Consider the following 20015-nt stretch of genomic DNA (forward strand, 5'->3'; position numbering starts at 1 on the left):
TCACACCTCCCGCGGGTTTGCCAGATAGCCGGTGGTATCCCCGGTTGGGCGGCTGTTGGCGTTAGGTTTAATCACAATGCACGGCTTGGTGAAACGTGCAGCCGGAAGCGGCGCAACGGCCGCCAGCTCTCCGTGTTTTTTACGCAGTTCGTCAATCGGACCGAAATCCAGCGCGCGCAGTGGGCAGGACTCGACGCAGATGGGTTTGTGACCCTCAGCGACGCGGCTGTAGCAGCCATCGCATTTGGTCATGTGGCCTTTTTGCGCATTGTACTGTGGCGCACCGTACGGGCAGGCCATGTGACAGTAGCGGCAGCCGATGCAGATATCTTCGTTCACCACCACAAAGCCGTCTTCGCGTTTGTGCATCGCGCCGCTGGGGCAGACTTTGGTGCAGGCCGGGTCTTCGCAGTGGTTGCAGGCAATCGACAGATAGTAGGCAAAGACATTCTGGTGCCAGATGCCGTTGTCTTCCTGCCAGTCTCCGCCTGCGTATTCATAAATGCGTCGAAAGCTGACGTCCGGGGTTAAGTCTTTGTAATCTTTACAGGCCAGCTCACAGGTTTTGCAGCCGGTACAGCGGGCGGAATCAATAAAAAATCCGTATTGGGTGGTCATCGGCTACTCCTTAAACCTTCTCAATTTCAACCAGATTGGTGTGCTGAGGGTTGCCTTTTGCCAGTGGCGAAGGGCGTTGCGTGGTCAGCGTGTTCATGCAGCCACCATGGTCGATGCGATCGCCGGTCATATTGGCATCGTGCCAGGCCCCCTGGCCCATTGCGCTGACGCCGGGCATGATGCGGGGCGTGACTTTAGCGGCAATGCGTACTTCACCGCGGCCGTTAAACACGCGCACCATATCGCCATCTACGATGCCACGCTTTTTCGCATCAATCGGGTTGAGCCACACTTCCTGGCGACAGGCCGCTTCGAGCACATCGATGTTGCCGTAGCTGGAGTGAGTGCGGGATTTGTAGTGGAAGCCATACATCTGTAGTGGGAATGTACTGCGCGCCGGGTCATCCCATCCTTCAAAGGTGGAGGCATAGACCGGCAGGGCACTGATCACTTCGTCTTTTTGCAGCTCCCAGGTGCTGGCAATTTTCGCCAGGCGGCTGGAGTAGATTTCGATTTTGCCAGACGGTGTTTTGAGCGGGTTAGCCGCCGGGTCATCGCGGAATTTCTTATAAGCAACAAAGTGCCCGTTGGGGTCTTTTCGCTTGTAAATGCCCATCTTTTTGAGTTCATCGTAGGCGGGTAATTGTGGATCTTTGGTCAGCATTTTGGCGTAGAGATACTGCAACCACTCTTCCTGGGTGCGGCCTTCAGTGAATTTCTGGTAGATATCCGGCCCGAGTCGGCGAGCGATTTCGCTGGTTATCCAGTAAATCGGTTTGCGTTCAAATTTCGGCGAGGTGATGGGTTGCAGGAAAATCAGGTAGCCCATGTTTCCGGCGTAATCGTTTGGAATAATGTCTTCCTGCTCGACGGTCATGAGATCCGGCAGCAGGATATCAGCGTATTTTGCCGACGAGGTCATAAAGTTCTCAATGACCACAATCATTTCGCACTTCGATTCGTCCTGCAGAATGTCGTGGGTGCGGTTGATATCCCCATGCTGATTGGTGATGGTGTTGCCCGCATAATTCCACAAGAACTTGATGGGCACATCGAGCTTATCTTTCCCTTGCACACCATCGCGCAGAGCGGTCATTTCAGGGCCACGAACAATGGCGTCCGTCCAGGTAAAGCAGGAGATTTTGGTTTTGACCGGGTTCTCCGGTATCGGCATACGTTCAATGGTGATGGTGTAAGTCGATTCACGCGCACCACTGTTGCCGCCATTGATCCCAACGTTGCCCGTTAGAATAGGTAACATAGCGATGGCACGGGACGCCTGCTCGCCGTTGGCCTGGCGTTGCGGACCCCAGCCCTGGCAGATATAGGCTGGTTTGGCGGTGCCGATTTCACGGGCCAGTTTAATGATACGATCGACCGGAATACCGGTGATTGCAGAAGCCCACTGCGGCGTTTTAGCAATACCATCATCGCCCTGACCAAGAATATAGGCTTTGTAATGGCCATTAGCCGGGGCATCCGCAGGCAGCGTTTTCTCGTCATAACCTACGCAGTAATTGTCGAGAAATGCCTGATCGACCAGATTTTCGTTAATCAGTACCCAGGCAAGTCCGGCAACCAGTGCGGCGTCCGTACCTGGACGAATAGGGATCCACTCATCTTCACGCCCGGCTGCGGTATCGGTATAACGTGGGTCGATGACTATCATGCGTGCATTAGAGCGTTCACGTGCCTGTTCAAGAAAGTAAGTGATGCCGCCGCCACTCATGCGGGTTTCTGCCGGGTTATTACCAAACATCACTACCAGTTTTGTGTTTTCTATATCGGAGGTGCTGTTACCGTCGTTGGAACCGTAGGTATACGGCATGGCATAAGCAATTTGCGCGGTGCTATAGGTCCCATACTGACCGAGGAAGCCTCCGTAAAGGCTCATCAGGCGCGCAATAATGGACGCAGACGGTGAGGAGCGGGTGATATTACCGCCGACAATACCGGAAGAGTAGTTAATATAGACCGCTTCATTACCGTATTTGGCCACCGTATTTTTCAGACTGGTGGCCAGGGTATCGAGGGCTTCATCCCAGGTGATGCGTTCAAACTTTCCTTCGCCGCGTTTGCCGACGCGCTTCATAGGATAGTTAAGACGGTCCGGGTGGTTGATGCGACGGCGAATGGAGCGACCACGCAGACAGGCGCGTACCTGATGATTGCCATAGATGTCCTCGCCGGTGTTATCCGTTTCGACCCAGGTCACGGTGTCATCACTCACATGGAACCTTAGCGCACAACGGCTACCGCAGTTAACGGAGCAGGCACCCCAGACTACTTTATCATCAGCAGGACGCATTGCATTTTGCACGGACGCCGCCGCCGTACGCATGCCAAAGGGAAGAGAAAAACTGCTTGCTGCCAGCGCAAGAGAACCCAGCGCGGTACTTTTGACGAGCGTTCGCCGGCTGATGCCAGCTGTATGTTCATCGTTGGACATAGCTCACTCCACTATAAGTCATATCAAAAAGTAATAACGTGCCGGGACTAATGCCTGGCTAATTATGGCTTTATGCTACTTAATTAGGAGTAGAGAAATATTAATGGGGATCAATAAGAAGGGTAATCCCCATTATTTTAAGAAGGAGATGAGATTATTGTGATGCGGGTTGGCTGTTATCCGGTTGGGCTATTTCACTGGACTGATTTTGATTATTTCCGTTGCGTGTGTAGAGAATTTTCCACGCATCGTTAGCGCAATGTCCCACTACCTGTGCATCAGATGCACTGTTTTGATCGTTGGGGTCAATGGTCAGCGTGAAGCCTGATTCGGGCACGCCATTGTTGATAATCTTCTGTTGTATATCACTTTTTACTCGTTCACATGAATCGGGCGCGGCAAGCGCTGAGGCTGACATTGTGAATAAAATGGCACCAAACCAGAGTGAGTATCTCATTGGTATCTCCTTATTTCGTTTACCTGTCAAAAGCGTAGCAGGTGATGTGTAAGGTAGAGGTAAATCTCAGATTAATAACATTTGCCGCTTCGTTAATGTTGCTTCGTTATATATTAACTTATACAACGAGGGGCGTTTAGACATAAGAACTGGGCGAGTTTGTCGATATTATTTTGCCTCTTTGAGTCAACCGGCCAGACAAGGTAATAACCGTCACCTGTTTTAATCGTTTCAGGGAAGGGCATGACCAACAACTGTTGCTCACGTGCGGCCTGACTTAATAACAGATCGCCAATCGCCACACCGTGCCCCCCCATCGCCGCCATCATGCCTTGCTCCAGCGTATCGAAGACTTTACCGCCAGCGAGACTGAGTGTCGGATGTAAGCCTGTTCCCGCAAGCCAGCGTCGCCAGTCGCGTCGATCGCGAGAGGGGTGAATGAGCTCGCAGGACGCCAGGTCGTCCTGGGCTTTTGCAAGCAGCCCTGGAGCGCAAATCGGCACCAGCCATTCATCAAACAGATGCAGACAGCGTGTACCTGGTCCGAACTGGCCGCTACCGAGCAGGATGGCGCAATCAAACGGCTCCCTGGTGAAATCCACATTGTCGATATCCATCCAGACGCTGGAAATATTGATTTCAGGCGTGGTGTGCTGCTCGCGAAACCCCGCCATCACATCGAGCAACCAGCGCATGGTAAGCGTTGATGGGGCTTTCAGACGAAGTTGCTGATTATGGCTCCGCAGCTGCTGGCAAGCGGCCTCAAGTTGAGAAAAACCTTGCTGTAGATCGCCCGCCAACATGCTACCTGCGTCGGTCAGGTTCACTTTAGGGCCATTACGTACAAAAAGCTGACAACCAAACCAGGCTTCAAGTGTGCGGATATGACGACTTACGGCACCGGGGGTAACATTGAGTATTAGGGCGGCCTGGCTAAAGGAGTTGTGCTGTGCCGCGACGGAAAAAGCCCGTAATGCATATAAATGGGGGAGGTTCTCTTGCATTCCTGTAAAGCTCAGATTGAGTTTTAATCACAATGAATGACAGTTTAACTCGTTTTTCAGCGAAGGGACTTTTTTTCATACTCTGCGCACTATTACCGTTGTGGAGGATCCTATGCAAACCCTGAATGTTGCGCTCTTGAGTGTCTACGTACTTTCTGTCTTAACCCTGCTGATAACGCCTGGACCGGTGGTGATGCTGGTGACAGGCACAGCTGCGGTATCGGGTTACCGCAGAGCTTTTCTGACGACGCTCGGTACTAACCTTGCTTCACTGGTACTGATTGCTATCGCTGTGATGATGTTGAGTGGCGTTGTCACAATGAATGCAGGGTATTTATCCTTACTGGGGATTGCGGGTTCGTTGTTTATCGGTTGGGGTGCGCTGCAGACGTTATTCCATTTGCGTCAGGCTGCGACCGTTGCACAAACGGCCCCGGTGACCTTGGGCGGATTCAGACGCGGTTTCATCACCGGCGTAGCCAATCCGAAAGACATCCTGTTTTTTGTCTCTTTTTTCCCGCAGTTTATTAGCGTCAGCCGTGACTTCACCACCAGCATTGTCACACTCTCGCTGGTCTGGATCCTGTTTGATTTTGTGGTGATGTCCGGCTACATCCTGGCCGTAAAACGTTTTCTGCCTGTTGCGCAGAGTCGTCGTTTTACCGCGGGTTCCGCACTGATTTTACTGATGATTGCAGCGGGGGGCATTTTCTGGAATCTGGACGGGGCAAGGGCACTTCTTTTCGAATGAAATAAAATTGTCATTGCCAGAGTTGTTAAAGGTTTTGCTAATATAAGCGTAACGCAATGCGAACTTAGGTGAACCTGTTGAATAAAAAAATGATACTCATCGCACTGGCCGCGCTTGTCGCGGGATGTGATGACAAAAAGGGACCCGTATCCTTTACGCCGGAGATGGCCAGTTTTTCCAATGAATTTGATTTTGATCCGCTGCGTGGCCCTGTAAAAGACTTCAGCCAGACGTTGCTTAATGAAAAGGGCGAAGTCTCTAAACGTGTCAGCGGGACGCTCTCAAAAGAGGGTTGTTTTGACACGCTGGAGCTGCACGATGTGGAGAACAATACCGGCGTGGAGCTGGTGCTGAACGCCAACTATTACCTCGATGCTGAGACGCAGGAAAAGCGTCTGCGTCTGCAGGGGAAATGTCAGTTGGCGGAATACCCCAGTGCCGGGCTAACGTGGGACACGGACGATCGTGGCTTTATTTCCGTCGCGCGGGGCAAAGACGTTGAAGTGACCTACCGTTACGACAGCGAAGGTTACCCGTTGGGTAAATCCACCACGTCGAAAGAGGCGCATTTGTCGGTGAATTCCACCCCTTCACGGGATGTTCGCAAAAAACTGGATTACACGGCGGTGAGTGTGTTGAATGATAAACCGCTGACTAACGTTAAACAGACCTGCGACTACGACAAACACGATAACCCGGTTGCCTGTCACTTGGTTATCGTGGATGAGAGCGTGACGCCGACCGTCGAACACAAATTCAGCATCAAAAATACTATCGAATATTATTGATGCACTTGCCCACCGCGTTACTGCGCGGTGGGTTTTAGTAGCGTACTGCCCGCCGGTTTATGTTCTGCCAGGTATTGTTGCTGGAAAATACACATTCGAATCGTGTTACGGTATTCGCCGTTAATAAAGAACTCATGAATCAGCTCGCCTTCCACCATAAAGCCCAGCTTGCGGTAAATATGGATTGCCTTCTCATTTTCTTTATCAACAATCAGATACAGCTTATAAAGATTAAGCACCATAAAGCCGTAATCCATCGCCAGTCTGGCTGCTTTTGAAGCCAGACCTTTTCCCTGATATTCCGGTGAAATGATGATCTGGAACTCTGCCCGCCGGTGTACATGGTTAATCTCCACCAGTTCAACCAGACCCGCTTTCTCGTTGCCACATTCAATGACGAACCGACGTTCACTCTGATCGTGAATATGTTTGTCGTAGAGGTCGGAGAGTTCAACAAACGCCTCGTAGGGCTCTTCAAACCAGTAACGCATGACGCTGGCGTTGTTATCAAGCTGGTGGACGAAGCGCAAATCCTCGCGCTCAAGCGGACGGAGTTTGACCTGTGAGGTATCAGTCATGGGGAAATCCTTTTGGGGACAACGAAAAAGCAGGGCGCCAGGTGACGCCCAGACAGGCAAGAACTTAAGGTGTAATCTGACGACCAGTACGGCGGTCGAGGCAACGCATGGTGTTGGATTCCCAGTAGGCGTTGACGTTCGCACTCTTATGGCAGTTATCCTGCGCATCGAAAGCAACGTCAGTTTTATCCCACTCCTTTTCCACGCGTTTATTCACTTTGTGGCGCAGTGAACGGGTGTCGTCCCACTGCTCTTTTTCCATTGCTGCCTGCTGGCGAGACTGGGCGCTATCGCCGGATTCAATAATTAATTTATCCGTTTTCGCGGAGGCACTGGCGGTATACATCATCGCACCCAGCGTCAGCATTGCCGTCAGGCACAGGCGTTTGCTCAGTGTAATATTCATGGTGATTTCCTTCATTGAGTGTGACACAACGTCCTTGCAGCGATTGTACTTGATTGACCCTGGCGAGGGTAGCCGCCGGGAAGTCCCAATATTAGTGGATTATCCGTTAAGATAGTTCAACCTGTGCTTAATGAAAAACAATTGTAATGCTAAAAACAACCGTCCTTTTTTTCCTCACGGCCCTGTGTGAAATCATCGGCTGTTTCTTACCCTGGCTGTGGCTTAAACGGGGTGCTACACCGTTACTGCTTATCCCTGCCGCCGTTGCGCTGGCGCTCTTTGTCTGGCTGTTGACGCTGCATCCTGCCGCCAGCGGCCGCGTCTATGCGGCATACGGTGGTGTCTATGTCTGTACCGCGCTCTTGTGGTTGCGCGTAGTCGATGGCGTCAAGCTCAGCCTGTATGACTGGCTGGGGGCCGCCATTGCCCTGTGCGGTATGTTAATCATTGTTGCAGGTTGGGGGCGTACCGGATGAACCGTTAATTTTTTGTGATCGAAAGCATCTTTTTCGATCATCATACTTGTATGGTAGTAGTGCTGTTGCGTAAATTCTCTGCATCAAGACACATGATGTGAGGAATGAACGTATGAAGATCGTAGGGGCCGAAGTTTTTGTGACCTGTCCGGGTCGTAACTTTGTCACATTAAAAATCACTACCGATGATGGCATTGTCGGCCTGGGTGACGCCACCCTGAACGGACGTGAGCTGTCCGTGGCGTCCTATCTGAAAGATCACCTCTGCCCGCAGCTGATTGGTCGCGATGCGCATCGCATCGAGGACATCTGGCAGTTCTTCTATAAAGGTGCTTACTGGCGTCGTGGACCGGTCACCATGTCCGCCATCTCAGCTGTCGATATGGCGCTCTGGGACATCAAAGCCAAAGCCGCCAACATGCCGTTGTACCAGTTGCTCGGTGGCGCATCCCGCGAAGGGGTGATGGTTTACTGCCACACCACCGGTCATACCATTGATGATGTGCTGGAAGATTATGCGCGTCATAAAGAGCTGGGCTTTAAAGCCATTCGCGTGCAGTGTGGCGTACCGGGCATGAAAACCACTTATGGGATGTCAAAAGGCAAAGGCCTGGCATACGAACCTGCGACCAAAGGTCAGTGGCCGGAAGAGCAGCTGTGGTCTACTGAAAAATACCTCGACTTCACGCCAAAACTGTTTGATGCGGTACGTAACCAGTTCGGCTTCAACGAACATATGCTGCACGATATGCACCACCGTCTGACGCCTATTGAAGCCGCGCGCTTTGGTAAGAGCATCGAAGATTACCGTCTGTTCTGGATGGAAGATCCGACCCCGGCAGAGAATCAGGAGTGCTTCCGTCTGATTCGCCAGCACACCGTTACGCCAATCGCCGTTGGCGAAGTCTTCAATAGCATCTGGGACTGCAAACAGCTTATCGAAGAACAGCTTATCGACTACATCCGCACCACCATCACCCACGCGGGCGGCATTACCGGCATGCGCCGTATTGCGGATTTTGCATCGCTCTACCAGGTGCGTACCGGCTCTCACGGTCCGTCTGACCTGTCACCAATTTGCCACGCTGCGGCCCTGCATTTTGACCTGTGGGTGCCAAACTTTGGTGTACAGGAATACATGGGCTACTCCGAGCAGATGCTTGACGTCTTCCCGCACAGCTGGAGCTTTGATAACGGCTATATGCACCCGGGTGACAAGCCTGGGTTGGGCATCGAGTTTGACGAAAAACTGGCAGCAAAATACCCCTACGACCCCGCATATCTGCCGGTCGCTCGCCTGGAAGATGGCACGTTGTGGAACTGGTAACAGAGGTGAAGATAATGAAAAGCGTCGTTATACAACAACCGAATCAGCTAGTGATTGAAGAACGTGCATTGCCTGAACCGGCAACCGGAGAAGTGCGTGTGAAGGTACAACTGGCCGGGATTTGTGGTTCAGACAGCCACATTTACCGCGGGCATAACCCGTTTGCAAAATACCCACGCGTTATTGGCCATGAGTTTTATGGCCTGATTGATGCTGTCGGAGAAGGTGTCTCCGCTGAGCGTCTGGGCCAGCGTGTCTCTGTTGACCCGGTAATCAGTTGCGGCCACTGCTATCCATGCTCCATCGGCAAACCCAATGTCTGCACCTCACTGGTCGTGTTGGGTGTACACCGTGATGGCGGCTTCAGCCAGTACGCCGTCGTCCCGGAGCGTAATGCGTTTGTCATTCCGGCCTCTATTCCTGATGAAAATGCCGTCATGGTGGAGCCGTTCACCATCGCGGCCAACGTTACCGGTCAGGTCAACCCAACGGAAAACGACATCGCGTTGATTTTCGGTGCGGGTCCGATGGGGCTGGTCACACTGCAGGCACTGAAAGGTGTTTATAAGGTGAAGCAAGTCATCGTGGCGGATCGTATCGACGAACGCCTGGCGATGGCGGAGCGTAGCGGTGCTGATTGGGTCATCAACAACAGCAACCAGACGCTGCAATCCGTGCTGGAAGAGAAGGGCATCAAGCCGACGATTATCGTCGATGCGGCCTGTCATCCGTCTATTTTGCAGGAAGCAATTACCCTGGCTTCTCCGGCAGCACGTATTGCCATCATGGGCTTCTCCAGTGACCCGTGTCAGATAGTGCAGCAGGGAATCACCGGAAAAGAACTTTCAATTTTCTCCTCGCGACTCAACGCGAATAAGTTTCCTGTTGTGATCGACTGGCTGGAGCGTGGCCTTATCGATCCGACGAAGTTAGTGACGCATAAATTTGACTATCAACATGTCGCAGACGCGATTGAACTGTTCGAAAAAGATCAGCGGAAGTGCTGCAAGGTCTTGCTGACGTTCAATTAATTACAATGAAAAATGCGGTTACGCGGTACGCATCTTACTCTTTTTGAGATAGCCATTATGACGCAAGTAAAACCTGAAAGAACGACCTCTGATCTGGTTAAGGCCGCCGTATCCGGCTGGTTGGGTACGGCGCTGGAGTTTATGGACTTCCAGCTCTACTCCCTTGGGGCAGCGCTGGTCTTCCATGAGATTTTCTTCCCTGAACAATCCGCCGCGATGGCGTTAATCCTCGCGATGGGGACCTACGGCGCGGGCTATATTGCCCGTATTATCGGTGCCTTCTTCTTCGGCAGAATGGGTGACAGAATTGGCCGTAAGAAGGTGTTGTTTATCACGATTACGATGATGGGCATCTGTACCACCCTGATCGGTGTGCTGCCAACCTATGCGCAGATCGGTATTTTTGCACCGGTGCTGTTGGTGACGTTGCGTATCGTTCAAGGGCTGGGGGCGGGGGCCGAGATCTCCGGTGCCGGTACTATGCTGGCTGAATATGCACCGAAAGGTAAGCGCGGGATCATCTCTTCGCTGGTGGCGATGGGAACCAACTGCGGCACCCTGAGTGCGACAGCTATCTGGGCGGTGATGTTCTTTGCACTGAGCCGTGAAGAGCTGATTGCGTGGGGCTGGCGTGTGCCATTCCTGGCAAGCGTCGTGGTGATGATCTTCGCTATCTGGCTGCGTATGAACCTGAAAGAGAGCCCGGTGTTCGAGCAGGTTAACGAAAGCGGGAATGCTCCGGCGAAAGCGCAACCTGAAAAAGCAGGTCTTGGTGCGATGTTCACCAGCAAGTCATTCTGGCTGGCAACGGGTCTGCGTTTTGGTCAGGCGGGCAACTCGGGTCTTATTCAGACCTTCCTGGCAGGCTACCTGGTTCAGACATTGCTGTTTGAAAAACGCATTCCAACGGATGCGCTGATGATCAGCTCCGTGATTGGCTTCCTGACGATCCCGTTCCTGGGTTGGCTGTCCGATAAGATTGGTCGCCGTATTCCGTACATCATCATGTGCATCTCTGCCATCATTCTGGCGTACCCGATGCTGTCGATTATCGTCGACAAGAGCTACAGCCCGGGTGTCATCATGCTGTCAATCATCGTGATTCATAACTTTGCGGTACTGGGGCTGTTTGCACTGGAAAACATCACCATGGCAGAGATGTTTGGCTCGCGTAACCGCTTTACCCGTATGGCGATTTCGAAAGAAGCGGGTGGTCTGGTGGCAGTTGGCTTTGGTCCTGTCCTTGCCGGTATCTTCTGTAACATGACAGGGTCATGGTGGCCAATCGTCGTGATGCTGATTAGCTACTCTGTTATTGGCCTGCTCTCAGCACTGCTGATGCCAGAAGTGCGCGATCGTGATTTGAACCTACTGGAAGATGCGGCTGAGCCACAACCCGCCGTTTCCACCTCTGCTTCACGTAACTTTGTCTAATTCCTGACCCTAAAACAAAGTGGAAAGACTATCCACGTTGAGGGGCGAATTACGCAACATTTAGTTACCATTCTAGTTAGTGTAGTCAGCAAAAGCTGTCGCAAATCATAGTCTGGTTTGCGGCAGTCATTAATCTAATGAACCACTGTTTCATTTAATAAGAAGAGTCTCTCCATGGAAAACAGACTGTTAACGGCGAAAGCCACGTTACCCTCTTATGATCGTAGCAAACTGGTTCCCCGCATTGTCCATTTAGGTTTTGGCGCATTTCACCGTGCGCACCAGTCCGTGTATGCCGATATTCTGGCTTCAGAACACGGTAGTGACTGGGGTTACTGCGAGGTCAACCTGATTGGCGGTGAACAACAAATCGCCGATCTGAAAGCGCAGGATAACCTCTACACCGTGGCAGAAATGTCTGCGGATGCGTGGACCGCTCGCGTGGTGGGCGTGGCAACACGCGCGCTGCATGCGCAGGTTGATGGCCTGGAAACGGTGCTGGCAGCGATGTGTGAACCGCAGGTGGCGATTGTTTCCCTGACCATCACCGAAAAAGGTTACGGTCACTCACCGGCGACTGGCCAACTTGTACTCGACACGCCGTTCATTGCAGCGGATCTGCAAAACCCACATCAGCCGAAATCGGCTGCTGGCGTGATTGTTGAAGCGTTAGCGCGCCGAAAAGCCGCCGGTCTTGCACCGTTCACCGTGATGTCCTGCGACAACATGCCGGAAAACGGTCATGTGACGCGTAATGTCATTTGTGCCTTTGCCCGCGCCGTTAACGCGGAACTGGCTGACTGGATCGAAGCAAACGTGACCTTCCCGTCAACCATGGTTGACCGTATTGTGCCTGCCGTGACAGCGGATACGCTGGACAAAATCGAACAGATTACCGGCGTACTTGACCCGGCTGGCGTAGCCTGTGAACCGTTCCGTCAGTGGGTTATTGAAGACAACTTTGTTGCCGGTCGCCCGGAGTGGGAAAAAGCCGGTGCGGAGCTGGTGGCAGACGTGGTGCCGTTCGAAGAGATGAAACTGCGTATGCTAAACGGCAGCCACTCTTTCCTCGCGTATCTGGGCTACCTTGCCGGATATCAGCACATCAATGAGTGCATGGAAGATGACAATTATCGCCGTGCCGCACACACGTTGATGCTGGCTGAACAGGCTCCGACCCTGAAAGTGAAGGGCGTCGATCTGGCTCACTATGCGGACTTGCTGATTGCTCGCTACAGCAATACGGCGTTGCGCCACCGTACCTGGCAGATTGCCATGGACGGGAGCCAGAAACTGCCACAGCGCATGCTGGATTCCGTGCGCTGGCATCTGGTCCACAATCACGAATTTGATTTGCTGGCTCTGGGAATTGCAGGCTGGATGCGCTATGTCGGTGGTGTGGATGAACAGGGACAGGCAATTGAAGTGAGCGATCCACTGCTCGCTGTCATTCAGCAAGCGGTCAACAGCAGTGCAGAAGGCGAAGCACGCGTGAAAGCGCTGTTGGGGATTGAGGCGATTTTTGGTACCGAATTGCCGCTGGATGCGACTTTTGCTCAACAGGTGCTTGCTGCCTATCAGGCTTTGCTGGCCAACGGGGCGAAAGCCACGGTTGCCCAGTACATCGCGAAGTTCTGAGTCATGAATGCCGCCATCTGGCGGCATTCTCACCATTAGTGCAGGCCGAGGCGAATCAGTTCAACGGGTTCGAATTGGCCTTCACAACCTTCTACTTCCACCGTTTTGCTGCGACGTACCTGACCTGCATTCAGGCCATTTGCGTGTATAGCAACAATTTTGCCGGTACGGCCAGTGCCATTAATCATGACGCGGGTGCCGGTGGTAATAGCATTACGGTTACGATCATAAGTCATCATGGTGGTTTCTCCTTTTATCATCCGCAAAACATGCCGGGGCAGAAGGCGTCCCCGAAGCGAACGCCCTTATAAATACGCTTTTGCTGAGATGATTTTTTGTTTTTGATCAACGTCACACTTTTTAGTGGGTTAAAACAGCACGACGTTGCAAATAAGGAGAGGAGCAAAAAGGGGTCAGTCTTCGCTGAACCAGTCGCGATTTTCCTGGCTGATCAGTTTCACGGAAGCGCTGATTTCCTGCAAATGCTGTGTCATCGCTTTCTCTACGGCATCCGCATCGCGTTTCTCCAGCGCCACGAAGATATCGTTGTGCTGGCGCAGCAACATTTCCGGTGGTGAAACGTGGTCGAGACTCATGTAGCGCACACGGTCAATGGTGGCTTTGATGTTCTCGATGGTGTCCCAGGCGAGCTGGCAATCGGCAATTAACGCCAGTTTCTGGTGAAACTCATCGTCAAGCTGGAAGAAGTCATCAAGTTGTTTACGCTCAATGGCGATCCGTTGTTGATTGAGATTTTGCTCAAGTTGATAGCAATGACTGTCAGTAATCATGCCAGCCGCGCGGCGGGCAACTGCACACTCAATCGCCTGACGCACGAAACAACCATTGCGCACCTGACTTAACGAGATTTTGTTCACGTAGCTGCCGCGCTGGGGGCGAATCTGAATCAGACCGTTTTCGGCGAGTTTGATAAAGGCTTCACGGACAGGCTGACGCGACACGTCAAAACGCACCGACACCTCTTTCTCTGAAAGTGGGGTTCCCGGCGGGATCAGGCAATGCACAATATCCTGACGCAAAATGCGATAGATTTGCTGGTTGACGGGCTGTGTCGGATTGAGCTGGGTTTCAACGGTCATTCGTGCTTACTTTTTATGAGGTTAACTTACCTACCATACCACTTATTTGCCGTCGTTCCCATACCCGGCCCGCAGACCGGGGCGGAAATTAACCTTCGCGGTGAACGCTTAAGCCTGCATAGGTCTGACTAACCGGCATCATCTCCAGCGTATTGATATTAACGTGTTTTGGCAGGTTCGCGACCCACCACACTGCTTCGGTCACATCCTCCGCAGAGAGGGCATTGGTGTTCTCGTACGTTTTACCAGCTTTGTTATCATCGCCTTTGAAGCGCACGTTAGAGAACTCAGTGCCGCCCACAAGCCCTGGTTCAAGGTTGGTTACGCGAATGGCGGTACCGTTCAGGTCGGTACGCAGGTTCAGACTAAACTGACGGACAAAGGCTTTGGTCGCCCCGTAGACGTTGCCGCCCGCATAAGGCCAGCTCCCAGCGGTAGACCCAATGTTAATGATATGACCCCGGTTACGCTCAACCATACCCGGTAACACGGCTCGGGTCATGTAGACCAGGCCTTTGTTATTGGTATCGATCATCGTTTCCCAATCATCAATGCTGGCTTTGTGTGCGGGCTCCAGACCCAGTGCCAGTCCGGCATTGTTAACCAGCACATCAATGCTCTGCCATTCTGCTGGCAAATTCGCGAGCATCTCTTCGATGGCCGCACGGTTACGCACATCCACCTGCGCGGTATAGAGGTTATCACCCAGTTCATCTTTCAGTTCTTGCAGACGTTCCTGGCGGCGACCCGTAGCAATGACTTTGTGCCCGTTTTGCAAGAAACGACGCGTAATGCTCTCACCAAAACCCGCCGTTGCTCCGGTAACTAAAATAATCATCTCACTGTTCCTCAACGCTTTTTATGTGTGATTAGCCTGGCATGTTCGACACTATAGGGCTAGCCCTGATTTGTTGCAGTATTGTATTTTCTTCATCATTCTATGTTGCCAGCGTAAAATGCGGGCAAGATTTTTATCCCAGTCTGGTCAATCATTGCGATAACGCAAGCGGATGCCTGGTCTGCTGTGACTCACCGTATTCAGGAGTGGAATATGTCGGTAACAAATCCTTTCTCAGGTATCAGCGCACTGCCGTATCAGGCTCCCCCTTTTGATCTGATTCATCAGGACCATTACCGCCCGGCCTTTGACGAGGGCGTGGCGCAAAAACGCGCGCAAGTGGATGCCATTGCAAAAAATACGGCACCGGCGGATTTTGCCAATACCATCCTGGCCCTGGAGCGCAGTGGCGAGATCCTCTCGCGAGTGACAAACGTCTTCTTTGCGATGACCTCCGCCCATACCAATGATTTTTTGCAGCAACTGGACGAAGAATTCTCTACCGAGCTTGCACAACTGGCGAATGAGATTTACCTCAATAACGCGTTGTTTTCCCGTATTGATAGCGTCTGGCAACATCAGGAATCGGCCGGACTTGATGCGGAATCTTTGCGGCTGACAGAGGTGGTCTGGCAGAAATTCATGCTCGCGGGTGCAACGTTAAGTGCGCAAGACAAGCAGGCATTAAAAGCACTCAACACCGAAGCGGCTGGTCTCACCAGTCAGTTTAACCAACGATTACTGGCCGCTGATAAAGCGGGCGGACTGGTGGTGGATTATCTGCATCAGTTGGATGGGCTCAGTGAAGAAGCGATCACTGCAGCCGCCACTGCCGCGAAAGAAAAAGGGCTGACTGGCCGCTGGCTGCTCACGTTGCTCAACACCACGCAACAGCCGTTACTGGCATCACTGCGTGAGCGACAAACCCGTGAAAACCTGTTCCTCGCCAGCACGCAGCGCACCTCAAAAGGCGAGGCAAACGATACGCGGAGCATTGTGTTGCGCCTTGCTGAATTACGTGCAAAACAGGCGAAGTTGCTCGGGTTCCCGGACTACGCGAGCTGGAAAATCGCGGACCAGATGGCTGCAACACCGCAGGCTGCGTTTGAGTTTATGCGTGGGATAGCCTTGGCAGCGCGCTTCAGAGCCGAGCGAGAACTGGCGGATATTCAGAAGGTGATTGACGATCAGCAGGGCGGTTTCACAGTACAGGCGTGGGACTGGTCGTGGTATGCCGAACAGGTGCGACTGGCAAAATATGACGTTGATGACGCGCAAATTGCCCCTTACTTTGCCCTCGAAAATACGCTAATTGACGGTGTTTTTTACTGTGCTAAACAGTTGTTTGGCATCCGTTTTGTTGAGCGTTTCGACATTCCTGTGTATCACCCTGATGTGCGCGTCTGGGAAATTTTCGACGCTGACGGTAAAGGTATGGCACTGTTCTACGGCGATTTTTTTGCTCGTGATTCGAAAAGTGGTGGCGCATGGATGGGCAATTTTGTCGAGCAGTCAACGCTCGAAGATGCCTCACCGGTCATCTACAACGTCTGTAATTACCAGAAACCTGCCGATGGACAGGTGGCACTGCTCTCCTGGGACGATGTGGTGACGCTGTTCCATGAATTTGGCCACACATTGCACGGCCTGTTCGCCAGCCAGCGTTACGCCACTCTTTCCGGCACCAATACCCCGCGAGATTTTGTTGAGTTCCCTTCGCAAATCAATGAACACTGGGCGCGCCATCCTGAGGTGTTTACTCGCTATGCGCGCCATTATCAGAGTGGTGAGCCCATGCCGGAAGGATTGCGCGAGCGAATGCTGCGCAGTACACAGTTCAACAAAGGCTATGATATGACAGAGTTGCTCAGCGCTGCGCTGTTGGACATGAACTGGCATAGTCTGCGTGCAGATGAAAAGGTTGATGATGTCGATACGTTTGAAACCGAAGCTATTCGTCGTGAATCGCTGGATATTCACGCTGTTCCACCGCGCTATCGCAGCAGCTATTTCGCCCATATTTTCGGCGGCGGCTATGCGGCAGGATATTACGCCTATCTGTGGACGCAAATGCTGGCCGACGACGGCTATCAGTGGTTTGTTGATAACGGTGGATTAACGCGTGAAAACGGGCAGATTTTCCGTGAGGCAATTTTGTCCCGTGGCAACAGCACTGATTTGGCTGAACTTTATCGTCAGTGGCGCGGGCACGATCCGCTGATCGAACCGATGCTGGTGAATCGCGGGTTGAGTGATTAGAGGCATGTTAGCGAAAACAAACCGGGCAGAGTGCACGGTTTGTTTTCCATGACGGCTAAAGGGGACGCGTTGATTAAGGTGCTTCGGGCGTGAGCGCTTCAGCGGTATATTTCGTATCACTGTTAAAACGTTTTAACCACTTGGTTTTATGCCCCCTGACCTGCTGAAGTAAATAGGGGTAATTTGCCTTAGGGGTTAAGTATGTCGCTGGTATTATTGGCGATGCTAATATCACCTCCAACGCCGTCTCTTTCATCTTTTCTGAATTTCGCTCGCGAGGGGCGAGATTTATTTACACAATGTGAAAGCACCTAGTGCCAGCGCAAAGCGTCATGTGATACAACAAGTTTTGCGCATTAATATAAGGCACTCTTAATGAATAGTGAGCAACAAATTTACGCGGCGATCAAGAAGGCACTTAACGGTGCACCGCCACGCGCAAAACTGGCAGAAATGCATTTGCAACTCATTAAATATGCTGATCAATTAAAACATCTGCCACGTGAAGACATTTGCGATGGCATTGGCGTTAACCAGTCGTTCAGAACCGTAGTCGCAAAAATGTTTAAAATTACCGACCGACTGAAGTCGGCGGGACTGGATACGAACCGAATCTGATCCTGGCTATTGATAATACTGGGCTGAGAACAGTATCGGATGTGACAGGTTAAGTGACCATCCGTATAAAGGCCACTGCTGCGGAGTTTTATCACGACAATAGGTGAAAATCGATATTAATCTGTTGAAAATAAATACAATATCCTCTGCGAACATACCAATTGGTTGGCACAAATCAAACTTAACCGTGGCTAACACTGAAGCCCTCGAGGTATTAAGTCATTTCCAGGCTTGGGTTATATGCCGTTGCATTTCATTGATTGCTATACCGGCAAGAGACGATTTTAGTGTCGTTATTTTTAACTAATCAAACACAAATTTCAGCATTTTATTGTGTTGATGGCGGTTTTCTGAATGTATCAACTTATCTCAAATGTGATTAGCCAGAATATATTCTCTTCTGCCTGACTTAAGCTCTTCTTTTACTTAAAGACCACACTCTTTGCCTGGTTTTTGTGGGTATTTTCTCAAATTGGATGAATAGCTGATCTTAATCATTACCTTCGTGTTAACCCGGACTACAATATACCTAAAGCAAGAATGAATTGAAGAACGGAAGATGGGAGGGGAGTGATGAGATGGATCCTTTATAAGAAGAAATGGCATCGTTTAACAACCATTATCCCTGGCTGCGAATATCGACTGGCTATTCCAGAAGAACGTGCAGCCGTCACTGTGGATCGTAACGTGTTGGGACAAGTTGTACGTGCTCATTATGGTTTAAATACACACACAGCGCATCATCTTTAGTGAGACTAACATTTTTAAAGCTCTGGCAATGGCCGGAGCTTTTTATTTATGATGTCCCATCTGAATAAAGATGGACATTAATTCGATGAACCAGCCTACTGCTGCTAATATCCTCTCCCTTTACGAGCGTCATGCTTCCGCTTTTGCCGCACAGCGATCGCGAACATTATTCGAAAAAAAGTGGCTGGAAAAATTTTCACATTATCTATCTCAGACCGGGAGCATTCTTGATATCGGATGTGGAAATGGCCAGCCCATTGCCGAGTATTTCATTAAAAAAGGTTTTATCCACACAGGTATCGATGGTGCAGCTGCCATGATCGCTCGCGCGCAGCATAGGTTTCCGCATCAGCGCTGGTTACAGCGTGATATGCGCCAGCTTGCCTTGGGTGAAACCTTTGATGGTCTGCTGGCCTGGGACAGTTTTTTTCATCTCACTCAGGACGATCAACGCACCATGTTCCCGGTATTCGCCGCCCATAGTCATGCAGGCAGTGTCCTGATGTTCACCAGCGGCACAAGTCACGGTATTGCGATGGGAGAATTCGAAGGTGAACCGCTTTTTCATGCCAGTCTTGCGCCTGATGAGTATCGGGCGCTGCTTGACCATAACCATTTCGACGTAAAGGACGTGGTGTTCGAAGATCCAGAATGTGCCGGGCATTCCATTTGGCTGTGTCAGAGACGCTGAACATCTACTGCCAGCGTTTTAAATCGTTACACTTTGCCATACTAAAAAAGCGGCTTTTTTTCACCGATGCTGGACGTTGCATAACACTGTGCTAAATTTTTTTCGGGTAACTCACGAGGAGAATATAGCGTATGACATTCAATGACGAGCGCACGGGACTCATTGGATTAGCCATTGGTGCTGCGGTGATTGGCTTGGTTTCGTCGGGTAAAATAATCAGTCGGGACAGCATCATCGAAGAGATTCAGCGCCAGGGGAGAGACAGGGGCGATGGTGTAGAAGAAGATGTTTTTGCGCGAGCGGTAAATCTAGTGATGAAAGGCAAATAGATATGAGCGGAAGCTGCTGATAGAACAGTAAAAATGAAGGGACGTTGATGGTTATCACACAACAGCATCATCGTTGGCCGGGCTGACTGTTAACATCTTGTCGTTTAGGGTTCATTGAAGATGCTTTGCGTAGAGTGCTTTTGATCCGCGAATCTCCTCACCAGAGCGGGATGGCGAAAAGACCAAAACACAAATCTATCCATGCAAGCATTTGACCGTCAGTTCACTGGCGGTTTTTTTTCGTCTGAACTTAATGACAGATAAAAGAAAGGCCCCTTACGTAATAACGCAAGGGGCCTTTACCGTGGGGGATTATCGCCGTTCATTAGTCATCCCATTTATGGCTAAAATACGCAGCAAGAAAACCAGAAAATACGATGATTCCCAGTACTGCAATAAAAACGTGCATATTTCCTAACATGATGACTCTCCTGTTAATAACTAATATCTGCCTCACTTACCTTAATCGTAGC

General features: G+C 51.3%; 21 protein-coding genes. 11 read left to right on the forward strand and 10 right to left on the reverse strand.

Going from position 1 to position 20015, the window contains the following annotated elements; all coding sequences use genetic code 11:
* From AC5JPW_RS25800 to AC5JPW_RS25815, 4 genes are all read right to left on the reverse strand, one after another.
* Complete coding sequence (locus tag AC5JPW_RS25800; protein ID WP_494244360.1) at positions 1-618, reverse strand: DMSO/selenate family reductase complex B subunit; 618 nt, start codon at positions 616-618, stop codon at positions 1-3.
* Between the two features lie 10 nt (positions 619-628).
* Positions 629-3067 carry a selenate/tellurate reductase subunit YnfE gene (gene ynfE, locus AC5JPW_RS25805; protein ID WP_494244362.1) on the reverse strand — a complete coding sequence of 813 codons (2439 nt, stop codon included), beginning with the start codon at positions 3065-3067 and terminating at the stop codon, positions 629-631.
* A gap of 154 nt (positions 3068-3221) precedes the next feature.
* Positions 3222-3524 (reverse strand): DUF1161 domain-containing protein, encoded by a 303-nt coding sequence (locus AC5JPW_RS25810; protein WP_494244364.1) that lies wholly within the window; start codon positions 3522-3524, stop codon positions 3222-3224.
* A gap of 113 nt (positions 3525-3637) precedes the next feature.
* Positions 3638-4528, reverse strand: coding sequence for a LysR substrate-binding domain-containing protein (locus tag AC5JPW_RS25815; protein WP_494244366.1), 891 nt, complete (start codon positions 4526-4528; stop codon positions 3638-3640).
* Positions 4529-4649: 121 nt separating this feature from the next.
* On the opposite strand from AC5JPW_RS25815, the gene AC5JPW_RS25820 reads away from it, so the two are divergent.
* Entirely contained in the window at positions 4650-5279 is a 630-nt protein-coding gene (locus AC5JPW_RS25820; RefSeq protein WP_494244453.1) for a LysE family translocator, read from the forward strand.
* Positions 5280-5368: 89 nt separating this feature from the next.
* Positions 5369-6067, forward strand: coding sequence for a YnfC family lipoprotein (locus AC5JPW_RS25825; RefSeq protein ID WP_494244368.1), 699 nt, complete (start codon positions 5369-5371; stop codon positions 6065-6067).
* 17 nt (positions 6068-6084) lie between these two features.
* Here AC5JPW_RS25825 and speG read toward each other — a convergent pair whose 3' ends face one another.
* Together speG and AC5JPW_RS25835 are read right to left on the reverse strand one after the other, a co-directional pair.
* Positions 6085-6645, reverse strand: coding sequence for a spermidine N1-acetyltransferase (gene speG / locus AC5JPW_RS25830; RefSeq protein ID WP_494244370.1), 561 nt, complete (start codon positions 6643-6645; stop codon positions 6085-6087).
* Positions 6646-6709: 64 nt separating this feature from the next.
* On the reverse strand, positions 6710-7051 hold the full coding sequence (locus tag AC5JPW_RS25835; RefSeq protein WP_494244371.1) for a DUF1283 family protein: 342 nt from the start codon (positions 7049-7051) through the stop codon (positions 6710-6712).
* A 146-nt stretch (positions 7052-7197) separates the two neighbouring features.
* On the opposite strand from AC5JPW_RS25835, the gene AC5JPW_RS25840 reads away from it, so the two are divergent.
* The 5 genes from AC5JPW_RS25840 to AC5JPW_RS25860 all read left to right on the forward strand — a co-directional run bounded on the left by AC5JPW_RS25840 (position 7198) and on the right by AC5JPW_RS25860 (position 12957).
* The gene (locus AC5JPW_RS25840) at positions 7198-7527 is read left to right on the forward strand and encodes a YnfA family protein (protein WP_494244373.1); all 330 of its coding nucleotides are present in this window, start codon (positions 7198-7200) and stop codon (positions 7525-7527) included.
* Between the two features lie 112 nt (positions 7528-7639).
* A complete protein-coding gene (gene rspA, locus AC5JPW_RS25845; protein ID WP_494244374.1) occupies positions 7640-8854 on the forward strand; it encodes a starvation-sensing protein RspA in 1215 nt (404 codons plus the stop codon).
* 14 nt (positions 8855-8868) lie between these two features.
* On the forward strand, positions 8869-9885 hold the full coding sequence (locus AC5JPW_RS25850) for a Zn-dependent oxidoreductase (RefSeq protein ID WP_494244375.1): 1017 nt from the start codon (positions 8869-8871) through the stop codon (positions 9883-9885).
* 57 nt (positions 9886-9942) lie between these two features.
* A complete protein-coding gene (locus tag AC5JPW_RS25855) occupies positions 9943-11319 on the forward strand; it encodes an MFS transporter (RefSeq protein WP_494244377.1) in 1377 nt (458 codons plus the stop codon).
* 174 nt (positions 11320-11493) lie between these two features.
* The gene (locus AC5JPW_RS25860; RefSeq protein WP_494244379.1) at positions 11494-12957 is read left to right on the forward strand and encodes a mannitol dehydrogenase family protein; all 1464 of its coding nucleotides are present in this window, start codon (positions 11494-11496) and stop codon (positions 12955-12957) included.
* 35 nt (positions 12958-12992) lie between these two features.
* On the opposite strand, the gene ydfZ is transcribed toward AC5JPW_RS25860, so the two are convergent.
* The 3 genes from ydfZ to ydfG all read right to left on the reverse strand — a co-directional run bounded on the left by ydfZ (position 12993) and on the right by ydfG (position 14895).
* Positions 12993-13196: a putative selenium delivery protein YdfZ gene (gene ydfZ / locus AC5JPW_RS25865; protein ID WP_494244381.1), complete on the reverse strand. Its 204-nt coding sequence runs from the start codon at positions 13194-13196 to the stop codon at positions 12993-12995.
* Positions 13197-13370: 174 nt separating this feature from the next.
* The gene (locus AC5JPW_RS25870; protein ID WP_494244383.1) at positions 13371-14057 is read right to left on the reverse strand and encodes a GntR family transcriptional regulator; all 687 of its coding nucleotides are present in this window, start codon (positions 14055-14057) and stop codon (positions 13371-13373) included.
* 88 nt (positions 14058-14145) lie between these two features.
* Positions 14146-14895: a bifunctional NADP-dependent 3-hydroxy acid dehydrogenase/3-hydroxypropionate dehydrogenase YdfG gene (gene ydfG / locus AC5JPW_RS25875; protein WP_494244384.1), complete on the reverse strand. Its 750-nt coding sequence runs from the start codon at positions 14893-14895 to the stop codon at positions 14146-14148.
* A gap of 213 nt (positions 14896-15108) precedes the next feature.
* Here ydfG and dcp point away from each other — a divergent pair, with 213 nt between their 5' ends.
* The 4 genes from dcp to AC5JPW_RS25895 all read left to right on the forward strand — a co-directional run bounded on the left by dcp (position 15109) and on the right by AC5JPW_RS25895 (position 19542).
* Complete coding sequence (dcp, locus tag AC5JPW_RS25880; protein WP_494244386.1) at positions 15109-17154, forward strand: peptidyl-dipeptidase Dcp; 2046 nt, start codon at positions 15109-15111, stop codon at positions 17152-17154.
* A 375-nt stretch (positions 17155-17529) separates the two neighbouring features.
* On the forward strand, positions 17530-17772 hold the full coding sequence (locus AC5JPW_RS25885; RefSeq protein WP_494244387.1) for an HTH-like domain-containing protein: 243 nt from the start codon (positions 17530-17532) through the stop codon (positions 17770-17772).
* Positions 17773-18607: 835 nt separating this feature from the next.
* Positions 18608-19213, forward strand: a complete 606-nt coding sequence (locus tag AC5JPW_RS25890) for a class I SAM-dependent methyltransferase (protein WP_494244389.1) — start codon at positions 18608-18610, stop codon at positions 19211-19213.
* Between the two features lie 131 nt (positions 19214-19344).
* A complete protein-coding gene (locus AC5JPW_RS25895; protein ID WP_494244391.1) occupies positions 19345-19542 on the forward strand; it encodes a hypothetical protein in 198 nt (65 codons plus the stop codon).
* A gap of 325 nt (positions 19543-19867) precedes the next feature.
* Here the strand turns inward: AC5JPW_RS25895 and mgtS are convergent, their stop codons facing one another.
* Complete coding sequence (mgtS, locus tag AC5JPW_RS25900) at positions 19868-19963, reverse strand: protein MgtS (protein WP_097163057.1); 96 nt, start codon at positions 19961-19963, stop codon at positions 19868-19870.
* Positions 19964-20015 lie beyond the last annotated feature (52 nt).

Source organism: Phytobacter sp., from assembly GCF_059074235.1.